The organism is Salinispora pacifica DSM 45544 (assembly GCF_000378845.1).
Lineage (GTDB): Bacteria > Actinomycetota > Actinomycetes > Mycobacteriales > Micromonosporaceae > Micromonospora > Micromonospora pacifica.
Map to the genome: position 1 here is coordinate 3251737 of NZ_KB905359.1, position 24560 is coordinate 3276296.

Sequence of the window (24560 nt, forward strand, 5' to 3'; positions counted from 1 at the left end):
CCCAGGCTTGACTCTCCCGCCAGGGGAGACTCCAGCATCGGTGCGGAACGGAGGAACCGAGCATGGACGACCTGATCCCGATTGGGCGTTTCTCCCGGATGAGCCGGCTGTCAGTCAAGGCCCTGCGCTTCTACAACGAGCAGGGCCTGCTCGCACCCGCTTGGGTCGACCCGTCCTCGGGCTACCGCTACTACCGGCGGGCCCAGGCCGAGCGGGCCGAGGCGATCCGGATGCTACGCGCAATCGACATGCCGATCGCGGACATCCGTGACCTACTCGCCGACGACGACCCGGAACTGACCGGCAAACGCCTCGTCGCGCATCGGGAGCGGTTGCGGGCCCGGCTCGCCGAGCAGGAGCAGATGCTGCGCTTCCTCCAAGCACTCATCGATCGAGGAGGACGTGTCATGCCCTATGACGTCATCGTGAAGGAAGCCGCCACCATTCCGGTGGCCAGCCTCACCCTGCACACCAGCCTCAATGCGATCGGTGCCGATATGGGCCGTGGCTTCGGCACGGTCGTCGACGCCATCGGCAACGCCGGCGCCGAGTCCAACGGGAAGCCGTTCGTCATCTACCACGACGTCATCGACGAACAGACCAACGGCGACATCGAGATCTGCATCCCGGTCCCGGCCGGCACCGTCCTACCCGGCGACCCGGTCCGCTACCGTGAGCTCCCCGGCGGCCCGGTCGCCACCACCGTCCACCGAGGGCCATACCAGGAGATCAGCCCCGCTTACCACGTCGTCACCGGCTGGATCGAGCAGGAGGGTATTCATCCAGCGGGCCCACCGCGCGAGGTCTACCTCAACGACCCGCAAACGGTCAGGCCCGCTGAGCTGCTCACCGAAGTCCAGTTCCCCATCGACAAGACGCCGCGCTGATCGGGCGGCCAGCAACTCCCCGCCACCCCCGAGACCGGTCGCCACCGCGTTCCGGCGGCACGGCTACCCCTGGCACGGCAGCGACCCGTACGCCGACCTCTTCCGCTCGGCGAGTGCGAGCGGACTCAGCGAGGCATTCACGGCGTTTCGTGGCGCTCTGCGTGTCTGCTGTCATCGCTGTTCTCGGCAGTGCCGAGGTGTTTTCGGACCTGCGGAGCTGGATCTTGGATTAGCCGTCAGTTGTCGGCTTCCAGTGCGAGGGTGCTTCCGTCGGGATCCTGGACTTGGCGGAATCAGGCGGTCAGACGAGGCCCCCGGTGAGGAAGTGAAGGGCGAGCCAGGTCACGAACGCCAGCAGTGCGAAGCGCCGCAGCCACACCCAGCCCGTGACCTTTCGGGCAGGCTCACCGGGCTTGCGGCGCTGCATGCCGAACCACAACCAGACGTGCTCGGACAGGGTGTCACCGTCGCGACTGTTGAGCACCGCCGTCACTTCGACCACGCCGAGGTACAGGAGCCAGACGATCCAGGTGGCCGTGTAGTTACCCAGCCCGAAGGAGAGTCCGGCGACGGCACCGAGCAGTGCGCCGCCCACGATGAACGGGAGGAGGCGACTCACCTCATCACCGCGTAGTTAGACCTCCGCATGTGCTCTGCCTCCCCATCTGTCCTGGAGCCGACGACGGCCTTGCCGCGCGGTGCATTCAAGACAGTCACCGTCGTGTTTGGCGCGGATGTAAACGTAGGAAGATATTCGCGTCTCCTCAAGCCTTGTGTCGTGTTCGGACATCAGCTTTCGCTCCGACCGTGGTGAAGGGTTGGATCGGCAGTCCTCGTATGGAAGGGCGGTCGACTCGTCTCTTCGCCAGGTGGGGCCGGTACGTGCGGGCCGGGGCGGCCGTGGTGGTGCAGGTGGCACCGGGATGGGAGGACCGCGTCCGCATCGGCTGGGACAACGCCGCCACACCGGTGACTAGCGTGCAGGTGGACGCCTGCCCCGCTACGAGCACTTCGGCAGAATGGTCAGTGTTCACCGGCCGCACCTGGGTGGCGAGTCCGGAGTGCGTACCGCTGATGATCTGGACCGAGGGACGACAGGTTGAGGTGCGCCTCGCGGTAGGCGCCGGGTGTGACGAGGGTTCATTCCGTTCGGAGGGCTGATCACGGTGGTCATGCAGATAGCCCAGCTCGATTAGGCTGCACGGATGGTGGCGCGAGTGGACGTACGAATCGCGGGCGTGATCTTGACTGATCCTCAGGGTCGGTTGTTGCTGCAGCTTCGGGACGGGAACACCAAAGTGGATCCGCATCGATGGTCGCTACCTGGTGGTCACCTGGATCCGGGTGAGGATCCGCTGGTGGCTGCCCATCGAGAGCTCCACGAGGAGACTGGTCTCAAAGTCGATGAGCTGCGCCTGTTCTGGCGGGGCCTGGCTCCGGCAGGGCGATTCCCCGGCACGGTCGGTGAGTTTTCAATCTTCTACGCGCCGACCAACGCCAGCGATGCGGATGTGGTGTGTGGGGAGGGGGCGGCGATGCGATTCGTCGACCGGGCCGACGTGCTCACCCTGGAGTTCGGGCGGGCTTACGCGGCGATCGTGCCGCGCTTCCTGGGCTCCACGGAGTACCGACAGCTGGTCCGGGCCGGTTGATCGCTGCTGCTGGCAGCGCCGACCACGGTCCCTACGACTCGCCCGGCGTCGGAGCATCAATCCGGGAGCTTCCGTGCCGACCGCCGGAACGGCCCCCAGGCGACGAAGCGTTCGAATAGGTCGCGGGGGTGTGGTGCGTCGTGGGGGTTGAGGTGGTAGAGGTCGTGCATGGCTTCGTAGCAGAGTCCGGCGAGGTAGATCGANAGGNTTGANTGTCGGGTGTNGTATTGGGNGGTGAGGAGGAGGCGGGCTTCGGCGCAGGGCCAGGGGTGGCCGCAGGCGCGGCAGGTCCAGGTGGGTCGTAGGGGTGTGTGGGGTGGTTGGTTTCTGGTGTGGTGGTGTGGGTGTTGGGGGTGGGGGCCGAGTCGTGGTTGGGGGAGGTGGTGGGGGTTCACCAGCGGCCTCCGTTGGCGCGCCATTGTTGGGCGGGGGTGAGCCGGCCGACGCGTCCGGGTTGGGGTTCGGCGAGGGTGGGTTGGGTCATCCACGTCGGCAGGTTCGCTGGGCGGCCAGGCCCGCTTCCCCGGTGTGGCCCGCTTGCCCGGTACGGCGCATTGCTGCGCGGTGATCTGCCTGCCCGGTGTGCTCCGCCTGCTCGGTGCACCCCGCCTGCGCGGTACGGCGCATTCGTGCCGTGCGGGCGGGGCGGTGCGGCGTTCCTCCGACGCCAACCAAACCAGCGGATTCGCATTTGGACCTCCTTGATGTTGGTGGAGGACCGCCCCCACTGACAGCGCGGGGGGTGGGGGCGGTCCGACAGGCGCCTCCGGCGGGAAAGTCCTCCACCGGCTCACGCCGTCTCAATTCACTCTGGGTGTTAACCACCTGGCGGCGGAAGGGCTTCATGCTGATCCTGGCGAGGGTCTGGCGATCGTGCTCTTTTCCTGGCGAAGCTTGGCGATCTTGCTGGTAGGGCTGGCGACGTCTGGCGATCTTGCTCATTTTCTGGCGGCGCTTGGCGATCTTGGCAACCCGACTGGCGGCGCTTGGCGATCTTGCTTGATGGGCTGGCGTGGTGTGGCGATCTAGAAGAATCTCTGGAGGGCCGATGGAATCTGAACGTGCCGCTGATCTCATCCGGGTGCAGCTCCGTCGACAACGGGCGCTCGCCGGCATGAGCCAGGAGGAGTTCGGGCGTCGAACGAACTACTCGGCATCGACCGTGTCGGCGGTGGAGACCGGCACCCGGATGACTGACCTGCCGTACGCGTGTCGGGCGGACGAGATCCTGGAGACCGGCGGCCTCTTCGAGTCGCTGCTGCGGTTGGCGCACCGGGACGAGCAGCCGGCCTGGTTCAAGCCCTGGCTGGAGGCCGAGGCGGTCGCGCGGCAACTCCGCTACTTTCACCCGAATCTGATTCCGGGCCTGCTCCAGACCGAGAACTATGCCCGCACGGTCCTGCGGTTCGACGACACCCGGCCCGAGTTCGAGGTGGAGCAGCAGGTCTCGGCTCGGCTGGAGCGGCAGAAGATCCTGACCCGCGACCGACCGCCGCAGGTCGTGGCCGTCATCAACGAGGGAGCGCTGCGGCTCGGGGACGCCATCATGGCCGAGCAGCTCGCGCATCTGCTCCGGATGGCGGAGCTGCCGTACCTCCACATTCACGTGATTCCCATGGCCGCGGGCCTGCACGTGGGACTCTCCGGTCCGCTCGCCCTAGCGATGATCCTGGATGGAGGCTGGGTCGGCTATCTGGAAAACCAGCTTGCCGGCGACCCTGTCAATGCCGAGGAAGAGATAGTTACCCTTCAGACCAGGTGGGAGTGCGTGCGAGGCGTTGCCCTCCCGCAAGCCTCATCGGTCGCGCTGATCAAAGAAGCGGAGTACCTGCATGAACCTCAGTAACGCTCGCTGGAAGAAGTCCACTCGCAGCGGCACGAGCGGCGGTGAGTGCGTCGAGGTCGCCGGCAACCTTCCGGGCATCGTCGGGGTGCGGGATTCCAAGGACCCGACCGGGCCGGCGCTGGTGTTCGGGCCGGGGGCGTGGCGGGCGTTCGTCGCCCAGTTGCCCGGCCGCGACTGACCACCGCGGCACCAGCGAGGTCATCCCGATCCGGGTGTCGACCCGACCTGCGCCCGTCCCCCACCTGGCAGATTTTCAGGGGGACGGGCGCTTCGTCGTCCACTCTCCCGTCACCCGGTGAGCAGGAGCGTGGTCGGGGTGGCGAGCAGGAGGAACGGGCCGAAGGGCAGGTGGCTGGACCAGCGGGCCCGCCCGGTGGCGAGCAGCGCCAGGGCGGTCACAGCGGCGAGGGCGAATGCGAGTAGCAGCCCGAGCACCAGAAAGGGCCAGCCGTGCCAGCCCAGGAGCAGACCCACCCCGACCGCGAGCTTCGCGTCGCCGAGCCCGAAGCCCCGCCGGCCGAGCAGGAGGGTGCTGGTGGCGAAGAGCAGGCCAAGGCCGAGCCCGGCGGCGGTGGCGCGCAGCCAGGGGGCGTACCCGGTGTCGAGGGTCGCGGCCAGTCCGAGCAGCAGCCAGGTGCCGAGTGTGGCGGGGCCGGTGAGTCGGTCCGGTAGCCGGTGCACCGCGGCGTCAACGAAGGCGAGCGGCACCGCCCAGCCGAGCCACCAGGCCATGGCGGCCAGCTCGATGATGGGCCCGCCGGCCAGCAGCAGCATCAGGCCGGCGGCGAGCGCGGCGACCTCCACCGTGCCAGGTGGGGGGCCGACCCTCGCGCCGCACCCGCCGCACCGGGCGCGCGGCCCGATCGCCGGCCCCGGTTGGGTCAGGCTGATCGGGGCGCCGCAGGCGTCGCATCCGAGCCGGGCCGTCACCCCCACCGGTACGGAGTGCCGTACGGCGGCGAGCCGGAGCACCGGGGTGATCGTGAGCGCGGCCAGCAGTGAGCGGGGTGCCGCATGGCGGGAACCGGTCACCGTCACGGCGAACTCCATCGGCTGAATACGGACAGTAATTGCTGGGCGGCTCTTTGGTCTCGACTGACCTGACCCGAGGGCTCCACGTCCCACCACCTCTCATTACTGAGCGTGTTCACCTGAATTGCCCCTGTTGCATCGGCTGTCGTCAGCCTATGCTCGCCCATTGAGTGCAATGCGACCCTGCAACCATTCGATCAAGAAACTGCGGGCGGGGTGGGAGTCATCTTTCTTACAAGTCGGTAACGGTAAATGCGGATGCCTTGTATGGGGCCCGGATGACAGCATCCGGCCGCGCTTCCGCATGTCCGGATTCACCGGGTAGCGACCGCCCGGTGGAGGTCGACGAGGAGGGTCGGGACAGTGCGAGGAAGGCAGCGCAGGGGCGTGTCGGCGTACCTGGTGGTGGGCGCGGTGTTGGCTGCTGTGGCCGGCTGCGGAGCCGGCCGGGAAGCACCGGTCGAGACGGTGGGCGTGGTTGATCAACCTGCCCCGGCGTCGGGGGAAGTGGACGAGCGAAATGCTCGGAGAGCCGCGCTCGCCGCCTATTCCGGATATCTCGCGGTGGCCCAGGAAGCGAGTGGCGACAGCGACCCACACCACCCGGAACTCACCACCTACCTGGCCGACCCGTTGTTGACCCGAGTTCGGTTCACCATCCGCACCGCCAAAGAGCACGGCGCCATCCGCATCGGCACCCTCCGTTCGGACCCCGTCGTGACCGCAGTGGACCTCGTGAGTGTCCCGGCCATCGTCGAGATCCAGGACTGCCTCGACGCAACCGGCTGGCGGCTGGTCTACGCGGAAGACGAGCGGGTCGTCCCCGGTGGCCAGAGCACCCGACATCTGGCCACCGTGACCGTGGCCCGATACCCGGATGGCCGCTGGCTGGTCAACACCGGGGCCGCCCATGAGGACCAGCCATGCTGACCTGGGCCGCCCGATTGCGCCGCACCCCGCTGCCGGCGCTGGTCACCGGGGGGCTGGCAGCGTTGATCACCACCGGCCTGGCCGCTGCCGCCGCACCAGTCGCCGCCGCGCCACCCGTTCTCGCCGCACCGGCCGCCGCCGCACCGGCTGTTGTCGCTATGCCGCCCGTCGCCGCCGCGTCGGCTGCTGATCCGCCGGATGTGATCTGCCCACCCTCGCAGACCACCTGCGAGGTCTGGGACGACGAGCCCGGGCACGGCGGTGGCCCGGGAGATGGTGGCCCCGGTGACGGCGGTGGCGGTGGCAGTGCGACGTGCCAGTGGGACGGCGAGGTCGTCCCCTGCTACGACGAGGTGCTCGGCTGGTTTCACAACGGTGACGGCTGCTACTACAAGCTGATCGAGCCCCGGCCCGAGGGCACCCCGGACGGCTTCGACTGGTATGTGCTGACCTGCAACGGGGGCGACCTCGGCTCGCAGCGGACGGAGCTGCTCGACGCCCCGCCGCCCGGCTTCGGCACCCCGCCCGACCCGGCGGAACTGGCCCGGGCGGCGCTCGCCTCGATCGACCTGCTCCCACCGCGGGTGGCCGTCGCCCCCCGCCGGCGCATCGGCTCCGGGTTGGTCGGCCTGCCGGTGTGGATGTGGGCCAGCACGGCCGGTTCCGGCCAGCCCCGCCACTACTTCGGCCCGCAGCAGGCCTCCGCCAGCGACCGTGGGTTGACCGTTCAGATCGCGGCGGAAGTCACCCGGGTGCGCTGGGACATGGGCAACGGCACCAAGGTGACCTGCTCCGGCCCCGGAACGGCGTACGAGTCGGATAGCTCACTGGCCGGAAAGCGCTCCCCGGACTGCGGCTACCACAGCGGCTACCCGGAGCCCGGCACGTACCAGATCCAGGCGACCACGCACTGGACGGTGAGCTGGAGCGGCGGCGGCGAGAGCGGAAGCTTCGAGGTCACCCGGACCAGCGGCACCGTGACGATCGAGATCGATGAGCTTCAGGTGGTAACCCAGTGAGCCTCGCGACCAGCAACGCAGCGGCGACAGCCGACGCCCCGATCACCCCGCCGAAGGTGCTCCGGCAGCGCCGGATGCGCCCCGGCCTGCTCGGCCTCGCCGTCCTCCTGATCGCCCTCGGCGGGCTCGGTTCGGCCTTCGCCGTCAACGCGGTCCGCGCCACCGGCAGCTACCTGGCGGTGGCCCGACCGGTCGAGGTCGGCCGGGTGGTCAGCGCCGACGACCTGGTGACCGTGCAGGTCGCCGGTGGGGCGGGGCTCTCCCCGGTGCCGGCCGGGCGGCAGGGCGACGTGGTCGGGAAACGGGCGAAGGTGTCGCTCGTCCCCGGAACGCTGCTCACCATGGAGCAGCTCACCGACAAACCGCTGCTCACCCCCGGCCAGCAGCAGCTCTCGGTGGGCCTGGACCTGGCCCAGGCGCCGGCCCGCCAACTGCACCCCGGGGACAAGGTGTCCCTGGTCAGCACCCCGGCCGGCAACGATGACCGGCCGGTCACCACGGCGACCCGATTCGAGGCCACCGTGATCGACGCCAACATCGTCGGAAACGACGACGAGATGGTGGTCTACCTGGCGCTCGCCGTACGGGACGTGCCGGCGGTGGCGGCGCTGGTGGCCCAGGACCGGATCGCCATCGTGCTCACCGAGGCGGCCTGAGCATGGCGATCATCGCGCTGGTCGCCGCGAAGGGCTCGCCGGGAGTCACCACCTCGGCGCTCGCCTGCGCCCTGACCTGGCACCGGCGGCTGGTGCTCGCCGAGTGCGACCCGGCGGGCGGATCCCTGCTCGCCGGCTACCTCGGTGGCACGCTCGACGGGCCCCGGGGCATCGGCGAGTTGGCCGTCGGGGAGCTGCGGGACGGCAACCTGGAGGCGGCGTTCTGGTCGCAGCTGGTCGACCTGGACGCGCCGAAACGGGAACGGCTGCTGCTGCCCGGCGTGGTCGACCCCGCCCAGGCCGGCAGCGTCACCCCGCTCTGGCAGCGGTTCGCCGACTTCTTCACCGAACTCGACCACGGTGACCCGCCGTACGACGTCCTCGTCGACTGCGGCCGCCTGCACGTACCCGGCCCGCCCTGGCCGCTGCTGCGCGCCGCCTCCGTGGTGCTGGTGGTCACCCGGGCGCGGCTGCCCGAGGTCTCGGCCACCCGCGCGCTGGTCCGGGCGATCCAGCGGGACTTCACCGAGCACCGAGTCGCCCCGGGCACGCTGCGGCTGCTGCTGGTCGGCGACGGGCACGGGCGTGGCGAGATCAGCAAGGCGTTGCAGGTGCCGGTCGTCGCGCGGCTGCCGCACGACCCGCGTACCGCCGAGGTGTTGACGCTCGGTGGGACCGTGCGGATCGGTCGGCCGTTGCTGCGCGCCGCCAGCGAGCTGGAGGTGCCGATCGGGACGCTGCTGGACCGCAGGCGGGCCCGCCTGGCCTGGCCGGCGGCGGGCCACGAGGGCGCCGGCGCTGCGCCGCAGGAGGCGTCGAATGCGATTTGAACCCGTCTCCGCCGACCCCCGGCGGCACCCCCCGACCGCCGCCCCGGCCGCCACCTCGACCGCGCCGCCGCTGGCCCCGCCGAACGGCCGGCAGCCGGGGCCCGCCGCTGCCCGGCCGGAGCCACCGCCCCGCCCCCGGGTCGACTTCCAGGTCGTCCGCGAGCTGCGCCGAGAGCTCAGCGAACGGCTCACCCACTGGCAGCGCGGCCGCGAGTTCGACCCCGACGCCGAAGACACCGAGCGTGCCCGGCTGGCGGTCGCGGTCGTCTCCGCGTACGCCGACGCGGTCCGTCGGGCCGGCACCCCGCTCACCGCCGAGGAGGAACGGCTCCTGCTCGACCAGGTGACCGCCGAGCTGGCCGGGCTCGGCCGGCTCCAGACACTCCTGGTGGACGAGAGCATCGAAGAGGTGCACATTCTCGGCTGCGACCAGGTGCGGGTCACCCGGCGCGGCGGCGGGGTCGACTGGATCGAGCCGATCGCCGACAGCGACGAGGAGTTGGTGGAGATCCTGCAGGCGGCGGCCCGGCGGGCGGGCGCCACCGAACGCTCGCTCTCCACCTCCAAGCCCACCCTCGACCTGCAACTGCCCGACGGCAGCCGGCTCGCTGCGGTGTTCCTGGTCAGCCACCGCCCCTACGCGGTGATCCGCAAGCACAACACGCTCGATGTGGGGCTGGACGACCTCGCCGGCGGCCGGAACGACCTGGACGAGATGCTCGACCCGCTGCTGCGCGACTTCCTCCGCGCCGCCCTGCGCGCCGGCCTGAACATCATGGTCGCCGGCCTGGCCGGGGCGGGTAAGACGACCGTCATCCGGGCCCTGATGAACGAGATCCCGGCTGATGAGCCGTATGTGCTGCTGGAGGAGAGCCGGGAGCTGCTACCGGCCCGCCGCGGCGACCGGCACCGGGCGGTGATGAGCTTCGAAGCCCGCGAGGGGCACGGTGAACGCGGGCCGGACGGCCGCCCGGCCGGTGAGGTCAGCATCGCCGACCTCATCCCGGTGTCGCTGCGGATGGGCGTCCTGCGGATCATCGTCGGCGAGGTCCGCTCCCGGGAGATCGTGCCGATGCTCCAAGCGATGACCACCAGCCGCGGCTCGATGTGCACGATCCACGCCCGTACCCCGGCCGGCGTCGGCGATCGGATCATCGAGCTGGCCCTGGCGCACGGCCGGGAGGTGACCGTGGACCAGGCCCGCCGGATGGCCGGAAACGCCCTCGACCTGATCGTCTACGTCACCATCGAGGACGAGACCGCGATCGGCGGCCGCAAGCACCGCTTCGTCTCCCACGTCGAGGAGGTGATTGGCGTCGGCGACAGCGATCGGATCACCACCACCACGGTCTTCGGGCCCGGCCCGGACGGACGGGCGGTGCCCCGGCACCTACCGGAGCGGATCCGCGCGCAGCTCCTGCGGGTCGGCTACGACACCCGACTGCTGAGCCGGTGGATCGAGGCGGGCAGCGGCGCCTGGCGACGCCCCCGGCAGACGCGGCTGGCCCAACGATGAACGCCGCGGTCGACATCGAACTCGTCGCGGTGCTCTCCGGCGCCGCCTGCGTGGCCGGGCTGCTGTTGGCCATCGTCGCGATCGTCGGCACCCGCCGCCCACCCGGGCCGGGCCCCGGAGCCCGGCGCGGGCTCAGCCGGCTCGGCTTCGGCACCACGGCGCGGGAACGCCGCTTCCACCAACTGCTCCTCGTCGGCGCGGTGTTCGCCGGCGCGTTCGGCTTCCTGCTGACCGGGCTCCCGGTGGTCGGCCTGCTGGTCGCCGTCGCGGTCCCCGGCACGCCCTGGCTCTTCTCGGTGGGCCGGGCTGAGCAACAGGCCATCGCCCGGATCGAGGCGGTCGGTGAGTGGACCCGACGACTCAAGGACATCTCGGCCACCGGGCAGGGCCTGCAGGCCGCGATCACCGGCACCGTCGCCACCGCGCCGGAGGAGATCCAGGAGGAGGTACGGCTGCTCGCCGCCCGCCTCCAGACCGGCTGGCTGGCCCGTCCGGCCCTGCTGGCCTTCGCCGACGAGATCGCCGACCCGGTGTGCGACCAGGTGGTGGCGGCGTTGATTCTGCACCTGACCGATCGGGGGGAGCGCCTGGGCGACGTACTCGGCTCGATCGCCGCAGCCGCCAGCGCCGAGGTCGCCACCCGGCGGGAGATCGAGGCCAAACGTACCCAGCCCCGGTTCGCGGTCCGCTTCCTCACCGGCATGACCCTGGCGGTGCTCGCGTACGGGCTGCTGAACACCGACTACATCCGTCCGTACGGCACCCCGACCGGGCAGCTCGTGATGGCGGTACTCGGGGTGTCCTTCATCGTCCTGCTGGCCTGGGTTCGCGCGATGAGCCAGCCGCAGCGGCCGGCCCGTTTCCTGCCCGCGCCGGAGCCGCAGGAGGTGCTGACGTGACGAACTGGCTGTTGACCGTCGCGGTGACCGCCGGGGCGCTGGTCGGGCTCGGGGTTTTCCTGGTGGTTCAGGAGCTCCTGCCGGCGACCCCCGCGCTCGGCCCCGCGCTGCGGCGGCTGCACCAGCCGCCGGGAGCGGCCCACCCGGCTGGAGCCGCCGGCCAGCGGCTGGAGTGGCTGACCGGGCTCACCCGGTGGCTGCGTCCCCCGCACCAACAGCTCGCCCTGCTCGGCCGTACCCCCGAGCAGTACGCCCTGTCGCTGCTGCTCTCCGCGTTGATCGGACTCGCCTCGCCGACCCTGCTCAGCGTCACCTTCGCCGCCACGGGCGTCGGGCTGCCGGTGGCCGTACCGGTGCTGGGCAGTCTCGGCCTGGCGCTGATCTGCGCGTGGCTCGCGCACCGCGCGGTGCTGACCAAGGCGGAGGCGGCCCGCGGCGAGTTCCGGGCCGCCGTCTGCACCTACCTGGATCTGGTGGCGTTGCAGCTCTCCGCCGCGCACGGGCCGGTGCAGTCGCTGGAGCGGGCGGCGGAGGTCTGCGACGGCTGGGTCTTCGACCGGATCCGGGAGTCGCTGCGGCTCGCCCAGCTCCAGATGCACTCACCCTGGGACGAACTGCGGGACCTCGCCGACCGGATCGGTATTCCCGAGCTCGGGGACGTGGGCGCGATCATGCGCTCCTCGGGCAGCGAGGGCGCGCAGGTGCACGAGACCCTGCGCAGCCGGGCCGACTCGCTGCGCGACCAGATCCGCACCGACAACCTGGCGCGGGCGGAGGGGATTACCGGCCGGTTGGACATCCCGGGTGCCCTGCTCGTCTTCGTACTGCTTGGTTTCGCCACCTACCCGTTCCTCGCCCGTCTCTGACGACCGTCCGACAAGGAGCCCGCCATGTCCCTCTTCGTTCGCCTCCAGGTCGCGCTGGCCGCGCGCCTGGCCGAGCTGCGTTCCGACCGCGAGCGGGGGGACAGTCCCGTCCCCACCGCTGTGATCATCTTTGGTCTGGTGGCTGCCGCGATCACCGTCACGGCGCTCGTCGCCAGCCGGGCGGAGGACTGGATGAACGCCATTCCGACCGCGCCCTGATCCGATGCGCGTGCGACGGGCCTGCCTCGCGCTGCGCCGACGGCTCGGCGGCACGGACCGGGGCGCGAACCCGGTGGAGCTGGCGGTGGTGATGCCGGTGATCTTCGTGCTGCTCTTCGGGGCGATCCAGGTGGCCGCCGTGTTCATCGCCCGGTCCACGGCGATGCACGCGGCGCAGAGCGGGGTCAACGCGCAGCGGGTGCTCAACGCCCCGCCGGACGCGGGCGCGGACCGGGCGCGACGCTTCCTCACCGCGGCCGGCGGCTGGCTGGTCGACTGGGACTCCCCGGGGCCGGGCTGCCAGACCGACACGGCCGAGGTGACCTGTACCGTCCGGGGCCGTTCGCTCTCCGTCGTACCCGGCGTCGACTTCCCGATCAGCGAGAGCGCACACGGGACGGTGGAACGGTGGACGGAGCCGTGATCCGCGACCGTGGCCGACGCGGCGACCCGCAGCGCGACCGTGGTTCGGTCTCCGTCGAGGCGGCGATCCTCGCGCCGGCCTTCATCGCGCTGATGGTCCTCGCCGGAGTCGCCGGGCGTACCGCGGTCGCGGCCGAGGCCGTGGAGGCGGCGGCGCACGATGCCGCCCGCGCCGCCTCCATCTCCCGCGACGCGGACACCGCCGGTGAGCGGGCCCGGGCGGCGGCCGTCCGGCAGCTCGACTGGCGCGGTCTCAACTGCACGAGTACGCCGACGGTTGACCTCAGCGGCACCGTCAACGGCCAGGCGACCAGCTTCGCCGCCGCGTTCCGGAGCCCGATCGGCCAGCCGGCCGCGGTGACCGTTCGCCTCTCCTGCACCGTCGACCTGTCCGACCTGCGGCTGGACACCATCCCGGGGGTGCCGGGCAGCCGTCGGGTGTCGGCCAGCTTCACCTCGCCGCTGGACCGTTACCGGAGCAGAGGATGACCGCCGAGCCGATCCGCCGCACCGAGTTGAGTCGTACCGGCCTGGGCCGCAGCGCCTCGGGCCGGGACGATTCAGGCCGGGTCAGTGTCTTCTTGGCCATCGCCGCCCTGGGCATTCTCACCGTTGTGGCGCTCGCCTTCGATGGGGCCGGGCAGCTACGCGCGCTGCAGCGAGCTGACAACCTCGCCAGCGAAGCCGCCCGCGCCGGGGGGCAGTCGATCGATCTGGCCACCGCGATCGAGGGTGGGACGAAGCGGATCGACGAGCCGCAGGCGCGGCGGGCGGTGGCCGATTATCTCGCCGCCGCCGGTGCCAGCGCACACACCGTCAGCTTTCCGGGAGTTGACGGGGAGACCGTGGTTCGGGTGCGGGTCACCGTCACCTACGGGAGGTCGCTGCTCGGCCTCGTCGGCTTCGACGACACCGTCAACGTCACCGGGGAGGCGACCGCACGGGCGCTGACCGGTGGACTGTAGGAAGGAAGGCTGCCATGTCCACATCGGCTCGTCTCCTTGGCCGGGTGCTCACCGGGTTCGGTGCCCTCGCCCTGCTCGGTGTGCTGCTGGTCGGCGCTCCGGTGGCGCTACTCGCGTTCGCCGGTAACCCCCTGCCGGCGCAGATGCCGACCCTCGGTGAGATCGGCACGGTGCTGACCAGCCGCGACGACGGCCAGCTCTTCATCCGGGTACTGGCGGTGGCCGGCTGGGTGGGCTGGGCCACGTTCGCCTTCTCGGTGCTGGTCGAGTTGGGAGCCCTCGCCGTCCGTCGCCCCGTCCCCCGGTTGCCGGGGATGGGCCGGCAGCAGCGGGCCGCCGCCGCACTGGTCGGTTCAGTCGCATTGATTCTGGTGGCGAGTCCCGTGGCGGCCAGCGCAGCGGCGGTAGCGGCGGCCCCGACAGCGTCCACGGCGGTGGCGGCGGTGGGCCCGACAGCACGCACGGTGGTGCCGGGCCCGGCAACATCCACGGTGGTGGCGGGCCCGGCAACATCCACGGTGGTGGCGGGCCCGGCGGCGCCCCTGGCAGCCGCCGCGGCAACCCCCGAGCCGGAGCGGGCACCGGTCTATCGGGTGGCCCGGGGCGACTACCTCGGATCGATCGCCGCGCGGTACCTGGACGGGTTCGAGGATTACCAGAGTCTGGCCACGCTGAACCGGCTGGCCGACCCGGACCGGATCCACCCGGGTCAGCTCCTGCGGCTGCCCGCCGAGGCCCACGACCGTGGCCCCGGCCCGCACGCCACCGGACGGCTGGTCGCCCGACCGACCCCACCCCGGCCACCGGCGCCGGCCGAGCAGGCAACGGGGCCGTCACCTGCGGAGTCGGCTGGTTCGGACTCGGCTGTTTCGGGGACGGCGGTTTCGGACGCGTCCTCGACGGATCCGGCAGCTTCGGACCAGACCGCTTCGGATCCGGCGGCGGAGGTGCCGGTCGTGGCCGTCGGTGCGGCTGGTCCCGGCGATCCGAACCGGGTGAACCGGCCGCTCGCCGTCTCGGCGGTCCTCGCCGTGTCGAGTATCGTCGGCGCGCAGATCGGCGCGGCGCTCGGCCTGCGCCGACGCCCGGCGACCGCTCGCACCGGGACCGGCCGTCGCGCGCTGCCTAACGGTCAACGGCAGTGGGAACTGCCGGCTGGCCGGCACCGGCGGGACTGATCCCGTCCCTACGCCGGCGGGTCGCCCCAGCCGTCGGTGTGCACGGCCTCGGCCAGCGGGCGCTTGCTCCGCCAGCCGTGCCGGGCCAGGTCGGGTACCGCCTCGAAGTGGGTGACCGGGCCGAGGCAGAGCCAGGCCACCGGACGGATCCCGGCCGGGATCCGGAGTAGCTCGGCGAGCCACTGCTCCCGGTAGAACGACACCCAGCCGACGCCGAGCTGCTCGGCGGTCGCGGCGAGCCAGAGGTTCTGGATGGCCAGGCAGGCTGAGTAGAGCCCGGTGTCGGCGATGGCGTGCCGGCCGAGGACCGCCGGTCCGCCCCGGGCCGGGTCGTAGGTGACGACGATCGACAGGCTGGACTCCAACACCCCGTCGATCTTGATGCGGGCGAACCTCTCGGCCGCCTCCCCGGTCAGGGCCGCGGCGAAGACCTCCCGCTCGGCGCTGACGTGCTCGTGAAAGGCGCGGCGCAGCTCCGGGTCGCGGACCAGGATGAAGTCCCACGGCTGCGAGTATCCGACGCTCGGGGCCGCGTGGGCGGCGGCGAGCACCCGGTCCAGGGTCTCGGTGGGCACCGGCGCCCCGGTGAACTGCGCTCGCACGTCCCGGCGGCGGTGGATGACGTCGTACAGATCCATCGGGCACCTCACATGATCACATCGCCGAGCAATCTAATCCGATCTCCAGGGACGGCGCCAGCCCAGCACGCCGAGATCGGGCTCCGGCGCTGGCGCGCCGGACACCGCCGGGGTCATGCTGTCCCAATGGGCGTACGCGTCGAACGGTCCGCGATGGTGACCACAGTGATCCTGGATCGGCCGCCGGCGCGGAACGCCGTGGACGGCCCGACCGCGCGGGCGCTGGCCGATGCCTTCCGCGCCTTCGAGGCCGACCCGGACGCGGCGGTGGCGGTGCTCTGCGGTGCGGGCGGAACGTTCTGCTCCGGTGCCGACCTGAAGGCGATCGACACCCCGACCGGCAATCGGGTCGCACCGGATGGGGACGGCCCGATGGGTCCGACCCGGATGACGCTGTCCAAGCCGGTGATCGCGGCGATCTCCGGGTACGCGGTGGCGGGCGGGCTGGAGCTGGCGCTCTGGTGCGACCTACGGGTTGCCGAGGACGACGCGGTGCTCGGCGTCTTCTGCCGGCGTTGGGGCGTACCGCTGATCGACGGTGGGACGTTTCGGCTGTCCCGGCTGATCGGCGAGAGTCGGGCGATGGACCTGATCCTCACCGGCCGTCCGGTGCCGGCGTCCGAGGCGTACGCGATGGGTCTGGTGAACCGGCTGGTCGCCCCCGGTACGGCTCGGACCGCAGCCGAGCAGCTGGCCGCGGAGCTCGCCGGGCATCCGCAGACCTGCCTGCGCAACGATCGAGCCGCGATGCTGGCCACGGCGGCGCTGTCCGAGCCGGCGGCGCTGGCGACCGAGCTGACCTACGGGATGGAGTCGTTGGCCGCCGACGCGGTGGCCGGGGCGGCCCGGTTCGCCGCGGGTGCCGGTCGGCACGGCGCCGGGGCCTGAACGGGTCAGTCCAGCGCGCCGCCGACCTCCGGGGCGAGCAGCGCGAGGAGCGCCGCCGGGGCGTCCCGGCGCTCGTCCAGGTGCAGCACCAGGTCCTCGATCGCCTGCTGGCGGTGCCGATCCAGGACGCGCCCGGTCAGATCCCGATACTTGTCCACGATGTCGGTGTTACCGAGTGGACGCTGCACCGAGCCGAGCGGCGTTTCGATGCGCCGCTCGTGGGTCTGACCAGCATCGGTGGTCAGGCGCACCCGCCCCGCAGTGGCCGGTCCGGACCCCCGGGTCACGGTCATCCGGTCGATCAGCCGCCACACGTCGTCCTGGTCCAGCCGGTCCGGTCGGAACTGCTCCACCGAGACCGCGCCGTCGAGGAGCGCCGCCGCCGTCGTGTAGCAGACGGACATCTGCGCGGCGACGCTCTCGATCGGCCGGTGGAGCGGGAAGACCGCGTGGTCGAAGACGGGCTCGGCGACCTCGATTTCGATCCGTTCGATGGTGGCGGGGTCGAAACCGTCCGTCGCCCGCAGCGCCAGCGCGGCGTCGATCGACGGGTGGGTGTACGCCATCGCCGCGTACGGTTTGATCGTCTGTTCCGGCAGGTACCAGTGTTCGCCCAGCGCGTCGCCGATCGCCGACGGATCGGTGTCGTGCCGCGCGGTGAAGGCCGCCAGGTACCCGCCGTAGCCGCGTTCGAAGACCCGCTTGATCCCGATGTAGTCGCCGGCTGCCAGGGTCGCCGCGACCAGGCCGTTGCGGGCCGCGAAGCCGTGCTGCATGCGCTTGACCATCGATTCGTACTGCGCGGCCATCAACCCGCCCGACTGGGTCGCGGCGATGCCCAGAGCGTCTTCGAACCGGGCGGGGCTCAGGTCGTACAGCACCCCGCCGGCCGCTGCTGCCCCCAGCCCGCCGAAGACCGCGCCGGAGTGCCAGCCTCGGGTAAGTAGCTCCGGTCCGCCCAGCGCGCGGCCGACCCGGACGCCGGTCTCGAAGCCCAACACCTCGGCTCGGAGGAGGTCGGTCCCGGTGACCGTCGCCCGCCGGCCGGCCACGGCCAGCAGCACCGGCAGCAACACCGCGTTGGCGTGCCAGGGAATCCGGTACGACACGTCGTCGAGCTCGAAGCCCTGGATGAAGCTGCTGTTCAGCAGCGCCGCCGTGGACGCGTCGGTGGTGCGGTCCCACCCGGCGACCACGCTGGAGCCGGGCTCGACGGTCAGGCTCCGCACGGCGATCTGGGACCAGGGTAGTCGGGCGCCGACCAAGAGGCAGCCGACGCCGTCCAGGATCAGGTGCCGGGCCCGGGTGGTGACGTCGGCGGGGATGGCGTCGATTGAGGTCTCCGCCAGCCAGGTGACGAGCCGACCCGTCGGCCCGTCCGGGTCGGTCGGCCCGGCCGGGCCGGTCGGGGTCGCACCGGCCATTCTCGCCTCCGTTCCTGGACCCGCCGGATCAGCCCAGGTCCCGCAGGGCGTCGGAGATGGCCCGGTAGAAGGTCGGGTACGCGTAGATCATGCTGCGGAGTTCCGCCAGCGGTACCGCCGCGTGCACGGCGACCGCCAGCCCGGAGAGCACCTCGCCGCCGGCTGGCCCGACGGACGTTCCACCGACCAGCACTCCCCGGTCGGCGTCGGCGACGAGTTTGATCAGGCCGTCAGCGCGGTGGATCCACCCGCGGGCCGAGGAGCCCAGCGACACGGAGCCGACCTGGACGTTGATTCCCCGCTGACGGGCCTGGGACTCGGTGAGCCCGACCGCCCCGACCTCCGGGTCGGTGAAGGTGACCCGGGGCAACGCTTGGTAGTCGGCTCGGGGGACGACTGTGCCGTTCGGGTCCGCCCCCGCTCCCGTGTCCGATCGACGGACGCGGTCGAGTAGGTCGGCGACGACGATGCCCGCCTGGTAGGTCGCGACGTGGGTGAAGGCGCCGGCACCGGTCACGTCGCCGACCGCCCAGATTCCGTCGGTGACGCGCAGTCGGTCGTCAACCGGTAGGAAGCGCTGGTCGGCGCGGATGCCGACAGTGTCCAAGCCCAGTTCGTCCAGGTGCGCCTGGCGGCCGGTCACCACCAGCAGCTGTTCGGCGGTGTACCGCGCGTCGTTCGCCCGTAGGGTGAATTTCTGCCCGTCGTGGTCGACCCGGTCCGCCAACACTCCGGTGTGGATATTGACGCCGTCGGCACGGAGTGCGGCGGTGACCACCTCGGACGACTCCGGCTCCTCGGTCGCCAGCACCCGGTCCAACGCCTCGACCACGGTGACCTGGACGCCGAATCGCGCGAAGACCTGCGTCAGCTCCAGCCCGATCGCGCCGCCGCCGAGTACCAGTAGCGATTCCGGTAGCCGAGCCACCTCGATCGCCTGGTGGTTCGTCCAGTACGGCGTCTCGGCCAGCCCGTCGATGGGCGGTGCGGAGGGGCGGGTGCCGGTGCTCAGCACGATTCCGTGTCGGGCCTGGAAGACCTGGTCGTTGACGCGGACCCGACCCGGTCCTTCGAGTCGTCCGCTGCCCCGGATGAAGCGCCCGCCCTGGTTGCTGAACCGTTCCACCGCGACCCGGTCGTCCCAGTTGTCGGTGGCCTCCGCGCGGATCCGTTCCGCTACGGGTGCCCAGTCGGGCGACACCCGCGTCGACCCGGCGAATTCGTGCACCCGGTGTGCCTCGGCGAGGGTGTTCGCCGCTCGGATCATCATTTTGCTTGGCACACACCCCCAGTACGGGCACTCGCCACCGACCAGGTCCCGCTCGATGCCGACGACGCTGAGCCCGGCCTCGGCGAGCCGGCCGGCCACCTCCTCGCCGCCGACTCCGAGCCCGACAACGACCACATCCACCAGTTCTGGCTCCATCCTGTCAGCCTAGGGAAGGGGCCGGGTGAGTGCCGTCAAGGGTGGGCCGGGCACCCGGACGGGCGTGCCGGTTCGGGTGAAAAGGGCACGGGCGGTCTCCGTCAACCGGTGGTGCTGCGGCACCCGAGCCCGTCGGGCGAAGACATCGAAGTCCTGCGCCGCGACCTCGTCGAGGATGCCCCCGTAGAGCGTGTACGCGGTGCGGATGCAGGCCTGCGAGGCGGGGTCGAGCAGGGTGACTCCGGGTGCGGCGGCAGCGTAGTGCGCCTGGGCCCGGGCCACCTCGTAGCGGATCAGTTCCCGAATCGGTTCGCTGGTCCGGCCGGCGGCGCGGGCGGCCAGGAGGTCGTCGCGGGTGACGCTGAAGCGGGCCAGGTCCGCGTCCGGTAGGTACGTCCGGCCACGGTCGAGGTCTTCGGCAACATCCCGGATGAAGTTCGTCAGTTGGAATGCGAAGCCGAGTTGGCGGGCGGGCTCGCGGGCGGCGACCGGGTCGGCGCTGCCGAGGATCGGCAGCATCATCGTGCCGATGACGGCGGCGGAGCCCTCCATGTAGAGGAGCAGGTCGGTATAGGTGGGGTAGGAGCTGATGGTCAGGTCCATCGCCATGCTGCGCAGAAACGACGCGAAGTCGTCTCGGTTCAGGTCGAAGACGGCGATGGTGTGTAGCACGGCGGGGAGCAGTGGGTCGGTGACCAACCCACCGTGCAGGCCGGCGAGGAACCTTTGGGCCCAGTCGTCCAGTTGGGCGGCCCGCTGCGCCGCGGGCAACTCCTCGGTTCGGTCAACAATCTCATCCGCATAGCGGGTGAAACCGTATAGAGCATGTACATGTCGCCGTTTCCAGGCGGGAAGCAGCCGGGTGGCGAGATAGTAGGTGCGGCCGTGGTGACGGTGTAGCTCACGGCATCGGTCGTAGGCGGCGGTGAGATCCGTGTCCACCGACCCTCCCTCAAATCGACGCATGAATCGACGCAACTCGTAACCCTAGGATATGCTCGCGCGCATGGCCAACGACGCAGTTGTGGGTAAAGCCCCCCGGGTCATCCCGGTCCGCCGTGGTGGCGACACCGACCCGGTGCGCGCCCGCTTGGCCGCCTACACCGAGGAGGTCGTCGCCGCGGTTGACGACACCCTCGTCGCCTTCCTCGACACCGAGACCGATGCGCTGGCCGCGATCGACCCGAGTGCCGGTGAGTTCGCCACCATCGCCCGCGACAGCGTGTTGGCCGGCGGAAAGCGGCTCCGCCCGACCTTCGCGTACTGGGGGTGGCGGGGCGTGGTCGGCGGCGCGGAGCCGCTGCCCCCCGTGCTGCCGGCGCTCGCCGCACTGGAGGTGCTGCACGCCTTCGCCCTCACCCACGACGACGTGATGGACTCCTCCGCCACCCGGCGTGGCCGGCCCACCGCACACGTCGCGGTCGCCGCCCAGCACGTCGCGGCCGGGTGGCGCGGCGACTCCGGCAAGTTCGGCGAGAACGTCGCCATCCTCGTCGGCGACCTCTGCCTGGTCTGGGCCGACCGGCTCCTCGCGCAGGCCGTCCTGCCGCCGGCCCGGCTGCTGGCGGTCCGGCGCTGCTACGACCAGATGCGGGTGGAGACCGTCGCCGGGCAATACCTCGACGTCCTCGGCGAGAGCGACCCGACGAACTGGTCGGTGGAGCGGGCCCTGCAGGTCGCCCGCTACAAGACCGCCAGCTACACGGTGCGGTGGCCGCTGCTCTTCGGCGCCGGCCTGGCCGGCGTCGGCGCCGACTCCCCGCTGATCGCGGCGTACACCCGCTACGGCCAGGCCGTCGGCGAGGCGTTCCAACTCTGCGACGACCTGCTCGGCGTCTACGGCGACCCGGCCACCACCGGTAAACCCGCCGGTGATCTGCGTACCGGCAAGCCGACCGCGCTGCTCATGCTGGCCCGCAGCCGGGCCGACCACACCCAGCGCCGGGCCCTCGACCAGATCGGCGCGGGCGCGGACGACCGGGAGGTCACCCGACTGGCGGAGGTGGTCGCGGAGACCGGTGCCGTCGCCCAGGTCGAGCAGATGATCTCCGACCGGGTCGCCGAGGCGCTCGACGCCCTCACTGCTCCAGCCATCGATGACACCGCGCGGACCGCGCTCGCCGGTCTCGCGACCGTCGCCACCCACCGGCGAGCATGATGGGCGCGTCTTCCCGAGGAGGTGGTCAGGTGCGCACGGTACGCGGTCGTACGGACCGGGTGGTGATCGTCGGTGCCGGGCTCGGCGGGCTGGCCTGCGCGCTGCACCTGGCGGGCAGCGGTCGCCAGGTGACAGTGCTGGAACGCGAGCCGGTGCCGGGTGGTCGGGCCGGTCGACTCAGCGTCGACGGGTACGACTTCGACACCGGTCCCACAGTGCTCACCATGCAGGATCTGATCGCCGAGGCGCTGCACGCCGTCGGTGAGGAGCTCGACGACTGGCTCGAACTGACCCCACTAGACCCCGCCTACCGGGCGTACTATCCGGACGGCTCCACCCTGGACGTGATCACCGACACGCCCCGGATGGCCGCCGAGATCGCCAGGGTCTGCGGTCCCCGGGAGGCCGACGGCTACCTCCGCTTCGTCGAATACGCCCGTGAGCTGTGGCGCCTCGAGCGGGCTGACTTCATCGAACGCAACCTGGACGCCCCCACCGACCTGCTCACCGGGAACCTGCTGAAGCTACTCGCCGGCGGTGCCTTCCGGCGGCTTCAGACGAAGATCAACCAGTTCTTCCGAGACCCGCGTACCCAGCGCGTCTTCTCCTTCCAGGCGATGTACGCCGGGCTCGCGCCGCACGACGCACTCGCCATCTACGCGGTTATCGCGTACCTCGACTCCGTCGCCGGGGTGCACTTTCCGCGCGGCGGCATCCACGCCGTCTCGCGGGCCATGGCCGGCGCCGCCGAGAAACACGGGGTGCAGCTCCGGTACGACACCACCGTGACCCAGGTGGAGACGGCCGCCGACCGGGCGACCGGTGTCCGGACCGCCAGCGGGGAGTTCGTCCCCGCCGACGTGGTGGTGCTCAACCCGGACCTGCCGGTGGCGCACCGGGAACTGCTCCAGACCCGGCACCGCCGGTTGACCTACTCCCCCTCCTGCGTGGTCCTGCACGTCGGGTCGACACAGGGCTATGCGAAGATCGCTCACCACAACATCCACTTCGGGCGGGCGTGGCGCGGCACCTTTGACGAGGTCATCCGTCGGGGCGAGTTGATGAGCGACCCGTCGCTGCTGGTCACCAACCCGAGTCGGACCGACCCGTCGGTAGCCCCCGCCGACCGGCACGCCTACTACGTGCTGGCGCCGGTGCCGAACCTCGACCGGGCCCCGTTCGACTGGCGGGGCGGCTTGGCCGACCGCTACGCCGACCGGCTGGTGCGAACGCTGGAGGAGCGGGGCTACGTGGGCTTCGGAGACGGCATCGAGGTGCTGCGGACGGTCACCCCCGCCGAGTGGGCGGAGCAGGGCATGGCCGCCGGCACGCCGTTCGCCTCCGCGCACAGCCTCTTCCAGACCGGGCCGTTTCGACCGCCCACCCTGCACCGCGGACTCGCGAACGTGGTCTTCGTCGGCTCGGGCACCCAGCCCGGAGTTGGGGTGCCGATGGTGCTGATCTCCGGCAAGCTCGCCGCCGCGCGGGTGACGGGGGTCGCTTCGTGACCGGTCGAGAAGCCCACCAGGTCGAGCTGGTGGATGAGGCCGGCGTGGTGACCGGGCAGACCACCGTGCGCGCCGCGCACCAGCCGCCGGGGCGGCTACACCGTGCCTTCTCGGTACTGCTCGTCGACCCCGACGGTCGGGTCCTGCTCCAGCGCCGGGCCGCGGTGAAGACCCGCTTCCCGCTGCGCTGGGCCAATGCCTGCTGCGGCCACCCGTTGCCCGGCGAGCCGCTGACGATGGCCGCCAACCGCCGGCTCGGCGAGGAGCTGGGCGCCGCCCCGGTCGAGCTGACCGAGGTCGGCGTCTACGTCTACCGGGCCGAGGACCCGACCACCGGCAGGGTCGAGTTCGAGTACGACCACGTCCTCCGGGGCGACCTGCCGGCCCACGCCCCGCTGCGCCCGGATCCGGAGGAGGTCGCCGAACTGCGCTGGGTGCCCCCGGCCGTGCTGGCAGCGGAGCTCGACGCCGACCCACCCGCGTACGCCCCGTGGTTGGGCGGGGTGCTCAACCGGTTGCTACACCCGGGCGAGCCGACCCTGCGTCAGCCCATGCTGGCGGCCGAGGACGCTCCGGAGCGGCCAGGTGGCGGATGAGGCACTGAGCGCTGGCGCCGTCGCCCGCCGGCTGGGGGTCGCGGTGACGACCCTGCGCACCTGGCATCAGCGCTACGGGCTCGGGCCCAGCGAGCACCTCCCCGGGCACCACCGCCGCTACACCCCGGCCGACCTTGCCCGCCTGGAGACCATGCGGCGGCTCACCGCCAACGGGGTCGCCCCGGCCGAGGCCGCCCGTTGGGCAGTTCAGGCCCCCGACGCCGCGCTTCCCGGCCCCACTCCCCGGACCGAGAGACGGGGGGTGCGCGACGGCGGTGGCGCGACAATCCCGGTGGGCCGGTCCGGCCCGACCGCTCGGGGTCTGGCCCGGGCCGCCATGCGACTTGACTCCAACGCCATCAACGAGGTGATCGACCGGGCCATCCGCATCGACGGCGTGGTCACGACCTGGGACACGCTGCTGCGACCAGTGCTCGCCGGGATCGGTGAACGGCACGTCGCCACCGCGGCGCTGATCGAGGTCGAGCACCTGGTGTCCCGCTGCGTGTCGGAGGCGTTCGCCGCGGTGGTCCGCGCTCACGCGCCCAATGGGCCACCTCGCATCCTGCTCTCCTGCGCCGACGAGGAGCAGCACAGTCTGCCGCTGGAGGCGCTCGGGGCGGCGCTGGCCGAAGTCGGGATCGCCCACCGGCTGCTCGGGGCCCGAGTGCCGGTGCGGGCGCTGCTGGAGGCGGTCAACCGTACCGGGCCGGCTGCGGTCGTGCTGTGGTCGCAGACCCGGAGCACCGCCGATCCCACCCAGCTCACCGCCCTGCTCACGGGCCCCTATCGGCCGCTGCTGGTGTTCGCGGCCGGGCCGGGCTGGCGGGCAGACAGCCTCCCCGCCGGGGTGGTGCGCCCGGTGGACCTCGCCGAGGCGCTCTCGCTCGCGGCAGCCGTACGCGACTCGTTGGACCAGTCAGCCGCGGGGTAGGGGCTGCCCGCGAGCCTGGGCCCGGTTGCGGGGCCGAGTTGTCCGCGAGGGGCGACCCTGGCCGGATTCC

28 protein-coding genes are annotated in these 24560 nt (G+C 71.6%); 21 read left to right on the forward strand and 7 right to left on the reverse strand.

Features of this window, described 5'->3' with window-relative positions; all coding sequences use genetic code 11:
* Positions 1–62 precede the first annotated feature (62 nt).
* A complete protein-coding gene (locus SALPAC3_RS0114840) occupies positions 63–887 on the forward strand; it encodes a MerR family transcriptional regulator (RefSeq protein WP_018222008.1) in 825 nt (274 codons plus the stop codon).
* A gap of 301 nt (positions 888–1188) precedes the next feature.
* Here the strand turns inward: SALPAC3_RS0114840 and SALPAC3_RS0114845 are convergent, their stop codons facing one another.
* Positions 1189–1506 carry a hypothetical protein gene (locus tag SALPAC3_RS0114845; protein WP_018222009.1) on the reverse strand — a complete coding sequence of 106 codons (318 nt, stop codon included), beginning with the start codon at positions 1504–1506 and terminating at the stop codon, positions 1189–1191.
* 586 nt (positions 1507–2092) lie between these two features.
* Between SALPAC3_RS0114845 and SALPAC3_RS0114855 the strand changes: the two genes are divergently transcribed.
* The gene (locus SALPAC3_RS0114855) at positions 2093–2539 is read left to right on the forward strand and encodes an NUDIX domain-containing protein (protein ID WP_018812863.1); all 447 of its coding nucleotides are present in this window, start codon (positions 2093–2095) and stop codon (positions 2537–2539) included.
* Between the two features lie 56 nt (positions 2540–2595).
* Here the strand turns inward: SALPAC3_RS0114855 and SALPAC3_RS28790 are convergent, their stop codons facing one another.
* Positions 2596–2934, reverse strand: coding sequence for a hypothetical protein (locus SALPAC3_RS28790; protein ID WP_033775023.1), 339 nt, complete (start codon positions 2932–2934; stop codon positions 2596–2598).
* Between the two features lie 653 nt (positions 2935–3587).
* Between SALPAC3_RS28790 and SALPAC3_RS0114865 the strand changes: the two genes are divergently transcribed.
* Together SALPAC3_RS0114865 and SALPAC3_RS0114870 are read left to right on the forward strand one after the other, a co-directional pair.
* A complete protein-coding gene (locus SALPAC3_RS0114865; RefSeq protein ID WP_018222013.1) occupies positions 3588–4385 on the forward strand; it encodes a helix-turn-helix domain-containing protein in 798 nt (265 codons plus the stop codon).
* Positions 4372–4563, forward strand: coding sequence for a DUF397 domain-containing protein (locus SALPAC3_RS0114870; RefSeq protein ID WP_018222014.1), 192 nt, complete (start codon positions 4372–4374; stop codon positions 4561–4563). The genes SALPAC3_RS0114865 and SALPAC3_RS0114870 overlap by 14 nt, the downstream gene beginning before the upstream one ends.
* Before the next feature lie 110 nt (positions 4564–4673).
* On the opposite strand, the gene SALPAC3_RS0114875 is transcribed toward SALPAC3_RS0114870, so the two are convergent.
* The gene (locus tag SALPAC3_RS0114875; RefSeq protein ID WP_018222015.1) at positions 4674–5435 is read right to left on the reverse strand and encodes a prepilin peptidase; all 762 of its coding nucleotides are present in this window, start codon (positions 5433–5435) and stop codon (positions 4674–4676) included.
* Positions 5436–5804: 369 nt separating this feature from the next.
* Between SALPAC3_RS0114875 and SALPAC3_RS0114880 the strand changes: the two genes are divergently transcribed.
* From SALPAC3_RS0114880 to SALPAC3_RS0114935, 12 genes are read left to right on the forward strand one after another with little or no spacing between them, the layout of a single operon-like run.
* Positions 5805–6347, forward strand: a complete 543-nt coding sequence (locus tag SALPAC3_RS0114880) for a hypothetical protein (protein WP_018222016.1) — start codon at positions 5805–5807, stop codon at positions 6345–6347.
* Positions 6341–7366, forward strand: coding sequence for a hypothetical protein (locus SALPAC3_RS0114885; RefSeq protein WP_018222017.1), 1026 nt, complete (start codon positions 6341–6343; stop codon positions 7364–7366). Before SALPAC3_RS0114880 ends, SALPAC3_RS0114885 begins: the two co-directional genes overlap by 7 nt.
* Positions 7363–8022 carry an SAF domain-containing protein gene (locus SALPAC3_RS0114890; RefSeq protein ID WP_018222018.1) on the forward strand — a complete coding sequence of 220 codons (660 nt, stop codon included), beginning with the start codon at positions 7363–7365 and terminating at the stop codon, positions 8020–8022. Before SALPAC3_RS0114885 ends, SALPAC3_RS0114890 begins: the two co-directional genes overlap by 4 nt.
* Before the next feature lie 2 nt (positions 8023–8024).
* Positions 8025–8852 carry a CpaE/TadZ family protein gene (locus SALPAC3_RS0114895; protein ID WP_018222019.1) on the forward strand — a complete coding sequence of 276 codons (828 nt, stop codon included), beginning with the start codon at positions 8025–8027 and terminating at the stop codon, positions 8850–8852.
* Positions 8842–10368 (forward strand): TadA family conjugal transfer-associated ATPase, encoded by a 1527-nt coding sequence (locus SALPAC3_RS0114900; RefSeq protein ID WP_018222020.1) that lies wholly within the window; start codon positions 8842–8844, stop codon positions 10366–10368. Before SALPAC3_RS0114895 ends, SALPAC3_RS0114900 begins: the two co-directional genes overlap by 11 nt.
* On the forward strand, positions 10365–11267 hold the full coding sequence (locus SALPAC3_RS0114905; protein WP_018222021.1) for a type II secretion system F family protein: 903 nt from the start codon (positions 10365–10367) through the stop codon (positions 11265–11267). Before SALPAC3_RS0114900 ends, SALPAC3_RS0114905 begins: the two co-directional genes overlap by 4 nt.
* On the forward strand, positions 11264–12133 hold the full coding sequence (locus SALPAC3_RS0114910) for a type II secretion system F family protein (protein WP_018222022.1): 870 nt from the start codon (positions 11264–11266) through the stop codon (positions 12131–12133). The genes SALPAC3_RS0114905 and SALPAC3_RS0114910 overlap by 4 nt, the downstream gene beginning before the upstream one ends.
* Before the next feature lie 24 nt (positions 12134–12157).
* On the forward strand, positions 12158–12352 hold the full coding sequence (locus tag SALPAC3_RS0114915) for a hypothetical protein (protein ID WP_018222023.1): 195 nt from the start codon (positions 12158–12160) through the stop codon (positions 12350–12352).
* A 4-nt stretch (positions 12353–12356) separates the two neighbouring features.
* The gene (locus SALPAC3_RS0114920; protein WP_018222024.1) at positions 12357–12776 is read left to right on the forward strand and encodes a TadE family protein; all 420 of its coding nucleotides are present in this window, start codon (positions 12357–12359) and stop codon (positions 12774–12776) included.
* On the forward strand, positions 12761–13264 hold the full coding sequence (locus SALPAC3_RS0114925) for a TadE/TadG family type IV pilus assembly protein (RefSeq protein WP_018222025.1): 504 nt from the start codon (positions 12761–12763) through the stop codon (positions 13262–13264). The genes SALPAC3_RS0114920 and SALPAC3_RS0114925 overlap by 16 nt, the downstream gene beginning before the upstream one ends.
* Positions 13261–13740 (forward strand): pilus assembly protein TadG-related protein, encoded by a 480-nt coding sequence (locus SALPAC3_RS0114930; protein WP_018222026.1) that lies wholly within the window; start codon positions 13261–13263, stop codon positions 13738–13740. Before SALPAC3_RS0114925 ends, SALPAC3_RS0114930 begins: the two co-directional genes overlap by 4 nt.
* 14 nt (positions 13741–13754) lie before the next feature.
* Positions 13755–14918: a LysM peptidoglycan-binding domain-containing protein gene (locus SALPAC3_RS0114935; RefSeq protein WP_018222027.1), complete on the forward strand. Its 1164-nt coding sequence runs from the start codon at positions 13755–13757 to the stop codon at positions 14916–14918.
* Positions 14919–14926: 8 nt separating this feature from the next.
* On the opposite strand, the gene bluB is transcribed toward SALPAC3_RS0114935, so the two are convergent.
* The gene (gene bluB / locus SALPAC3_RS0114940; RefSeq protein ID WP_018222028.1) at positions 14927–15556 is read right to left on the reverse strand and encodes a 5,6-dimethylbenzimidazole synthase; all 630 of its coding nucleotides are present in this window, start codon (positions 15554–15556) and stop codon (positions 14927–14929) included.
* A 126-nt stretch (positions 15557–15682) separates the two neighbouring features.
* On the opposite strand from bluB, the gene SALPAC3_RS0114945 reads away from it, so the two are divergent.
* The gene (locus SALPAC3_RS0114945) at positions 15683–16444 is read left to right on the forward strand and encodes a crotonase/enoyl-CoA hydratase family protein (RefSeq protein WP_018222029.1); all 762 of its coding nucleotides are present in this window, start codon (positions 15683–15685) and stop codon (positions 16442–16444) included.
* A gap of 5 nt (positions 16445–16449) precedes the next feature.
* On the opposite strand, the gene SALPAC3_RS0114950 is transcribed toward SALPAC3_RS0114945, so the two are convergent.
* Genes SALPAC3_RS0114950 through SALPAC3_RS0114960 form a run of 3 tightly spaced genes read right to left on the reverse strand, consistent with a single transcriptional unit; the run spans position 16450 to position 20236 of the window.
* A complete protein-coding gene (locus SALPAC3_RS0114950; RefSeq protein ID WP_018222030.1) occupies positions 16450–17868 on the reverse strand; it encodes an MmgE/PrpD family protein in 1419 nt (472 codons plus the stop codon).
* A gap of 28 nt (positions 17869–17896) precedes the next feature.
* On the reverse strand, positions 17897–19294 hold the full coding sequence (locus SALPAC3_RS0114955; RefSeq protein ID WP_018222031.1) for a dihydrolipoyl dehydrogenase family protein: 1398 nt from the start codon (positions 19292–19294) through the stop codon (positions 17897–17899).
* Positions 19295–19303: 9 nt separating this feature from the next.
* Complete coding sequence (locus SALPAC3_RS0114960; RefSeq protein WP_018222032.1) at positions 19304–20236, reverse strand: phytoene/squalene synthase family protein; 933 nt, start codon at positions 20234–20236, stop codon at positions 19304–19306.
* Positions 20237–20300: 64 nt separating this feature from the next.
* On the opposite strand from SALPAC3_RS0114960, the gene SALPAC3_RS0114965 reads away from it, so the two are divergent.
* The 4 genes from SALPAC3_RS0114965 to SALPAC3_RS0114980 are packed head-to-tail and all read left to right on the forward strand — an operon-like array spanning position 20301 to position 24490.
* Positions 20301–21452, forward strand: a complete 1152-nt coding sequence (locus tag SALPAC3_RS0114965; RefSeq protein WP_026185585.1) for a polyprenyl synthetase family protein — start codon at positions 20301–20303, stop codon at positions 21450–21452.
* 29 nt (positions 21453–21481) lie between these two features.
* Positions 21482–22960 (forward strand): phytoene desaturase family protein, encoded by a 1479-nt coding sequence (gene crtI / locus SALPAC3_RS0114970; protein ID WP_018222034.1) that lies wholly within the window; start codon positions 21482–21484, stop codon positions 22958–22960.
* Entirely contained in the window at positions 22957–23556 is a 600-nt protein-coding gene (gene idi / locus SALPAC3_RS0114975) for an isopentenyl-diphosphate Delta-isomerase (RefSeq protein ID WP_018222035.1), read from the forward strand. Before crtI ends, idi begins: the two co-directional genes overlap by 4 nt.
* Positions 23546–24490 carry a MerR family transcriptional regulator gene (locus SALPAC3_RS0114980; RefSeq protein ID WP_018222036.1) on the forward strand — a complete coding sequence of 315 codons (945 nt, stop codon included), beginning with the start codon at positions 23546–23548 and terminating at the stop codon, positions 24488–24490. Before idi ends, SALPAC3_RS0114980 begins: the two co-directional genes overlap by 11 nt.
* Positions 24491–24560: the final 70 nt, after the last annotated feature.

Coding starts and splice junctions, on each gene's coding strand:
- SALPAC3_RS0114840 (WP_018222008.1), top strand. CDS start 63: ATGGACGACCTGATCCCGATTGGGCGTTTCTCCCGGATGAGCCGGCTG.
- SALPAC3_RS0114855 (WP_018812863.1), top strand. CDS start 2,093: ATGGTGGCGCGAGTGGACGTACGAATCGCGGGCGTGATCTTGACTGAT.
- SALPAC3_RS0114865 (WP_018222013.1), top strand. CDS start 3,588: ATGGAATCTGAACGTGCCGCTGATCTCATCCGGGTGCAGCTCCGTCGA.
- SALPAC3_RS0114870 (WP_018222014.1), top strand. CDS start 4,372: ATGAACCTCAGTAACGCTCGCTGGAAGAAGTCCACTCGCAGCGGCACG.
- SALPAC3_RS0114875 (WP_018222015.1), bottom strand. CDS start 5,435: ATGGAGTTCGCCGTGACGGTGACCGGTTCCCGCCATGCGGCACCCCGC.
- SALPAC3_RS0114885 (WP_018222017.1), top strand. CDS start 6,341: ATGCTGACCTGGGCCGCCCGATTGCGCCGCACCCCGCTGCCGGCGCTG.
- SALPAC3_RS0114895 (WP_018222019.1), top strand. CDS start 8,025: ATGGCGATCATCGCGCTGGTCGCCGCGAAGGGCTCGCCGGGAGTCACC.
- SALPAC3_RS0114900 (WP_018222020.1), top strand. CDS start 8,842: ATGCGATTTGAACCCGTCTCCGCCGACCCCCGGCGGCACCCCCCGACC.
- SALPAC3_RS0114905 (WP_018222021.1), top strand. CDS start 10,365: ATGAACGCCGCGGTCGACATCGAACTCGTCGCGGTGCTCTCCGGCGCC.
- SALPAC3_RS0114915 (WP_018222023.1), top strand. CDS start 12,158: ATGTCCCTCTTCGTTCGCCTCCAGGTCGCGCTGGCCGCGCGCCTGGCC.
- SALPAC3_RS0114920 (WP_018222024.1), top strand. CDS start 12,357: ATGCGCGTGCGACGGGCCTGCCTCGCGCTGCGCCGACGGCTCGGCGGC.
- SALPAC3_RS0114930 (WP_018222026.1), top strand. CDS start 13,261: ATGACCGCCGAGCCGATCCGCCGCACCGAGTTGAGTCGTACCGGCCTG.
- SALPAC3_RS0114935 (WP_018222027.1), top strand. CDS start 13,755: ATGTCCACATCGGCTCGTCTCCTTGGCCGGGTGCTCACCGGGTTCGGT.
- bluB (WP_018222028.1), bottom strand. CDS start 15,556: ATGGATCTGTACGACGTCATCCACCGCCGCCGGGACGTGCGAGCGCAG.
- SALPAC3_RS0114945 (WP_018222029.1), top strand. CDS start 15,683: ATGGGCGTACGCGTCGAACGGTCCGCGATGGTGACCACAGTGATCCTG.
- SALPAC3_RS0114950 (WP_018222030.1), bottom strand. CDS start 17,868: ATGGCCGGTGCGACCCCGACCGGCCCGGCCGGGCCGACCGACCCGGAC.
- SALPAC3_RS0114955 (WP_018222031.1), bottom strand. CDS start 19,294: ATGGAGCCAGAACTGGTGGATGTGGTCGTTGTCGGGCTCGGAGTCGGC.
- SALPAC3_RS0114965 (WP_026185585.1), top strand. CDS start 20,301: ATGGCCAACGACGCAGTTGTGGGTAAAGCCCCCCGGGTCATCCCGGTC.